General features: G+C 61.6%; 5 protein-coding genes. All 5 read right to left on the bottom strand.

All coding sequences use genetic code 11. From position 1 onward, the window contains the following. Positions 1–90: 90 nt before the first annotated feature. Entirely contained in the window at positions 91–1,311 is a 1,221-nt protein-coding gene (gene rluB / locus D6877_RS19985) for a 23S rRNA pseudouridine(2605) synthase RluB (protein WP_130911873.1), read from the bottom strand. A gap of 142 nt (positions 1,312–1,453) precedes the next feature. Next, the gene (locus D6877_RS19980; protein WP_016771121.1) at positions 1,454–1,645 is read right to left on the bottom strand and encodes a DUF1289 domain-containing protein; all 192 of its coding nucleotides are present in this window, start codon (positions 1,643–1,645) and stop codon (positions 1,454–1,456) included. 144 nt (positions 1,646–1,789) lie between these two features. After that, positions 1,790–2,755, bottom strand: coding sequence for an SMC-Scp complex subunit ScpB (gene scpB, locus D6877_RS19975; RefSeq protein WP_130911872.1), 966 nt, complete (start codon positions 2,753–2,755; stop codon positions 1,790–1,792). A gap of 11 nt (positions 2,756–2,766) precedes the next feature. Further along, positions 2,767–3,465 carry a ScpA family protein gene (locus D6877_RS19970; protein WP_172828192.1) on the bottom strand — a complete coding sequence of 233 codons (699 nt, stop codon included), beginning with the start codon at positions 3,463–3,465 and terminating at the stop codon, positions 2,767–2,769. Between the two features lie 123 nt (positions 3,466–3,588). Next, positions 3,589–3,759, bottom strand: a 171-nt coding sequence (locus D6877_RS19965; protein WP_178083718.1) for a Sua5/YciO/YrdC/YwlC family protein, incomplete at its 5' end; no start/stop codon positions are given.

Below are 3,759 nucleotides of genomic sequence, written 5' to 3'. Positions count from 1 at the left end.
GCTTGTAGCTTGTAGCTTGTAGCTTGTAGCTTGTAGCTTGTAGCTTGCAGCTTGCAGCTTGCAGCTTGCAGCTAGTAACTCACAGTTGCCTTATTCCGGCTTCTTGCGTCCAAACCCCGGGCGCTGACCGGAACCGGCCGGTGCGCCGCGACGCTTGCCCGAGGGCTTGTCGCCTTCGACCAGTTTGATCCCCGGACGCTTCGGCGCTGGTTTGGCCGGGCGCTTGTTGGTGGTGTCGGCTGGACGATCCGCCACTGGCGTACCGCGACCGGCCGGTGCACGACCTTCGCCACGCTCAGTACGGCCATTGGCCGGACGCGGTGCGCGCTCGCCGTCACGGGCGACTGGCTTGCGACCTGGACGTTCGCCTTCGATCTGCGGCTCACGGCCCGGGCGTGGACCGGTCGGTGCGCCGGCGGCTGGACGCAAGGTGCGCACGCGCTCGGTCTTGGCCATCGGCCGCGACGATTTGCGCTGCATGCGTTCGAGCTTGTCCTTGCTCTTGGCGTTCAGCTGCGGCATCGCCACCGGCGTCAGGCCGACTTCGGCGCTGAGCACGTCGACTTCGTACTGGCTCATTTCGCGCCAGCGGCCCATCGGCAGGTCGGAGTTGAGGAACACCGGACCGAAACGCACGCGCTTCAGACGGCTGACCACCAGACCCTGCGATTCCCACAGACGACGCACTTCACGGTTACGCCCTTCCATGACCACGCAGTGGTACCAGTGGTTGAAACCTTCACCGCCCGGCGCCTGTTGAATGTCGGTGAAACGCGCCGGACCGTCTTCCAGCACCACGCCAGCCTTGAGGCGCTCGATCATCTCGTCATCGACTTCACCGCGTACACGCACGGCGTACTCGCGGTCCATCTCGTAGGACGGGTGCATCAAACGGTTGGCCAGTTCACCGTCAGTAGTGAACATCAGCAGACCGGTGGTGTTGATGTCGAGACGGCCGATGTTGATCCAGCGGCCTTCTTTCGGACGCGGCAGCTTGTCGAATACGGTCGGACGGCCTTCCGGGTCGTCACGGGTGCAGATTTCGCCGTCAGGCTTGTTGTACATGATCACGCGGCGCACCGATTCGGCGGCCTCTTCGCGTTTGATAACCTTGCCATCGATGGTAATGGCGTCATGCATGTCGACGCGCAGGCCGAGGGTGGCGTCTTTGCCATTGACCTTGATCCGGCCCTGGCTGATCCAGGCTTCGACGTCACGGCGCGAGCCGACGCCGATACGGGCGAGGACTTTCTGCAGCTTTTCGCCTGCTGGGCCGATTTCCTGGTCGTCTTGCTGATTGATGTCACTCATCTGGGCACCTCCCGGTGTGGTCTGTTCAGGCGGCGCCTGAAACATTGGAAACTGGTGTTCGGCCGAAGGGATCGGCGAAGGGTCGCGAATCATACGCGGATGTGCGCCATCGCGCATCAGAGACTAGCTGATCGATTGCCGGTTATTTCTTTTTCCGCCGACCGGCACCACCGAGTTTGATCAGACGCAGCGCGGCTTCGGCCAGCACCGTGCGTTTGTCGTCCTTGTCGAGTTTCTTCCACGCCTTGATCTCGCGCTTGCTGCGACCGCAACCCAGGCAGATGTCGTCGGAGAATTTGCAGAGGCTGATGCAGGGGTCTTTGGTTGAGCTCATCGCAATCTCCAGAACGACATTTCACCCTGTGGGAGCGAGCCTGCTCGCGAAGGCGCAGTCTCATTCAGTATCGATGTATCTGACACACCGCCTTCGCGAGCAGGCTCGCTCCCACAAGGGTCTACATTGGTTTCTCAATAGGCGTCATTCTTCGAACTCGCGCCGTTCGGCTTCAATCGCTTCAGCCAGCGCGCGGGCTTCGGCTTCTTCTTCGCTGAGCTCCGCTTCCGGCTGTTCGAGGGCGGCGACAGCGGCCAGGAGTTTCTCGCGGGCTTCGGCGACACCGAGAATGTCTTCTTCCGGTTCGGCGTCGGGCGCGGCTTCAAGTTCAACTTCAACTTCAACAACCGGCGCGATGATCTCAGGCTCGGGCACCGGCGCTTCGCCATCCACCGCATCGCGCAGCAAGTCGTCGAAGTCGGTCTTGATCCCCTCTTCCATGCTGTCCAGCTCCAGCAGCAGGGAATGGAAACTGGTTTCTTCCTTTTCCTCCTCCGGCTCAGCGCTGGCGTCGGCCAGCTCCTGCAGACTCTGCGGCACCGGCGCGTCGTCGAAGTCGAGCACCGGTTCGGCTTCCATCTCGCGCAGTTCGGCCAGCGGCGGCAGGTCTTCGAGGTTTTTCAGGTTGAAGTGGTCGAGAAACGCCTTGGTCGTGGCGAACATCGCCGGTTTGCCCGGCACGTCGCGATAGCCGACGACGCGAATCCACTCACGCTCAAGCAAGGTTTTGACGATGTTACTGTTCACCGCCACGCCACGCACATCTTCGATTTCGCCACGAGTGATCGGCTGGCGATAGGCGATCAACGCGATGGTTTCCAGCAACGCACGGGAATAGCGTTGCGGGCGCTCTTCCCAGAGTCGGCCGACCCACGGCGAGAACTTCTCGCGGATCTGCAAGCGATAGCCCGACGAGACTTCCTTGAGTTCAAAGGCACGGCCCTCGCAGGACTTGCCGAGCAGGGTCAGGGCTTTCTTGAAGACCGCCGGCTCCGGCCGCTCGCCTTCTTCGAACAGTTCAAACAGGCGCTCAAGGGATTGCGGCTTTCCCGAGGCCAACAGAAAGGCTTCAAGCAGGGACGCCAGCTCGCGGGGTTCAGTCAGGTTCATACAGGGACTCGTTATTCGGCTCGGGCTCGCACGTGGATCGCGGCGAACGGCTCATTCTGCACCAGCTCGACCAAGGATTCCTTGACCAGTTCAAGGATCGCCATGAAGGTCACCACCACACCCAGGCGACCTTCTTCAGCGGTGAACAGCTCGACAAACGGCACGAAACCGCCGCCCTTGAGCCGTTCCAGCACATCGCTCATGCGCTCGCGGGTGGACAGCGCTTCACGGCTGACCTGGTGGCTTTCGAACATGTCGCCACGGCGCAGAACTTCGGCCATGCACATCAGAATCTCTTCCAGCGCGACGTCGGGCAACAGCTTGCGCGCCCGCGCTTCCGGGGCGTCGAGCTTGGGCACGATCACATCCCGGCCGACCCGGCTCAGACCGTCGATGCCTTCAGCGGCAGCCTTGAAGCGCTCGTATTCCTGCAAGCGGCGGATCAGTTCAGCGCGCGGGTCGTCTTCTTCATCTTCAACGGTTTCGGCGCGCGGCAGAAGCATGCGCGATTTGATCTCGGCGAGCATCGCCGCCATCACCAGATATTCGGCAGCCAGTTCCAGACGCACCGATTGCATCAACTCGACGTAGCCCATGTACTGGCGGGTGATTTCCGCCACCGGGATGTCGAGGATATTGATGTTCTGTTTGCGGATCAGATACAGCAGCAGGTCGAGCGGGCCTTCGAAGGCTTCAAGAAAGACTTCCAGCGCATCCGGCGGGATATACAGATCCAGCGGCATTTCCATGACCGCCTGGCCATAGACCATCGCGAACGGCAGTTCCTGCTGGGCGCCGGCCTGGGGATCGACCACGGTTTCCACTGCGGACATTCAGGCCTCGACCATGAACGGCGTTGGATCGCCGCAACCGACACGGACCACTTCCGGGTCGTCGCCGGTCAGGTCAATCACCGTCGAGGCCTTGATGCCGCCAAAGCCGCCGTCGATGATCAGATCGACCTGATGCTCAAGCAACTGGCGCATTTCGTAGGGATCGCTGAG

Origin of the sequence: Pseudomonas sp. Sample_9, from assembly GCF_004307535.1 — a bacterium.
In the GTDB taxonomy this organism is placed as follows: domain Bacteria; phylum Pseudomonadota; class Gammaproteobacteria; order Pseudomonadales; family Pseudomonadaceae; genus Aquipseudomonas; species Aquipseudomonas mercuritolerans.
This window is presented reverse-complemented; position numbering and strand designations above follow the sequence as displayed.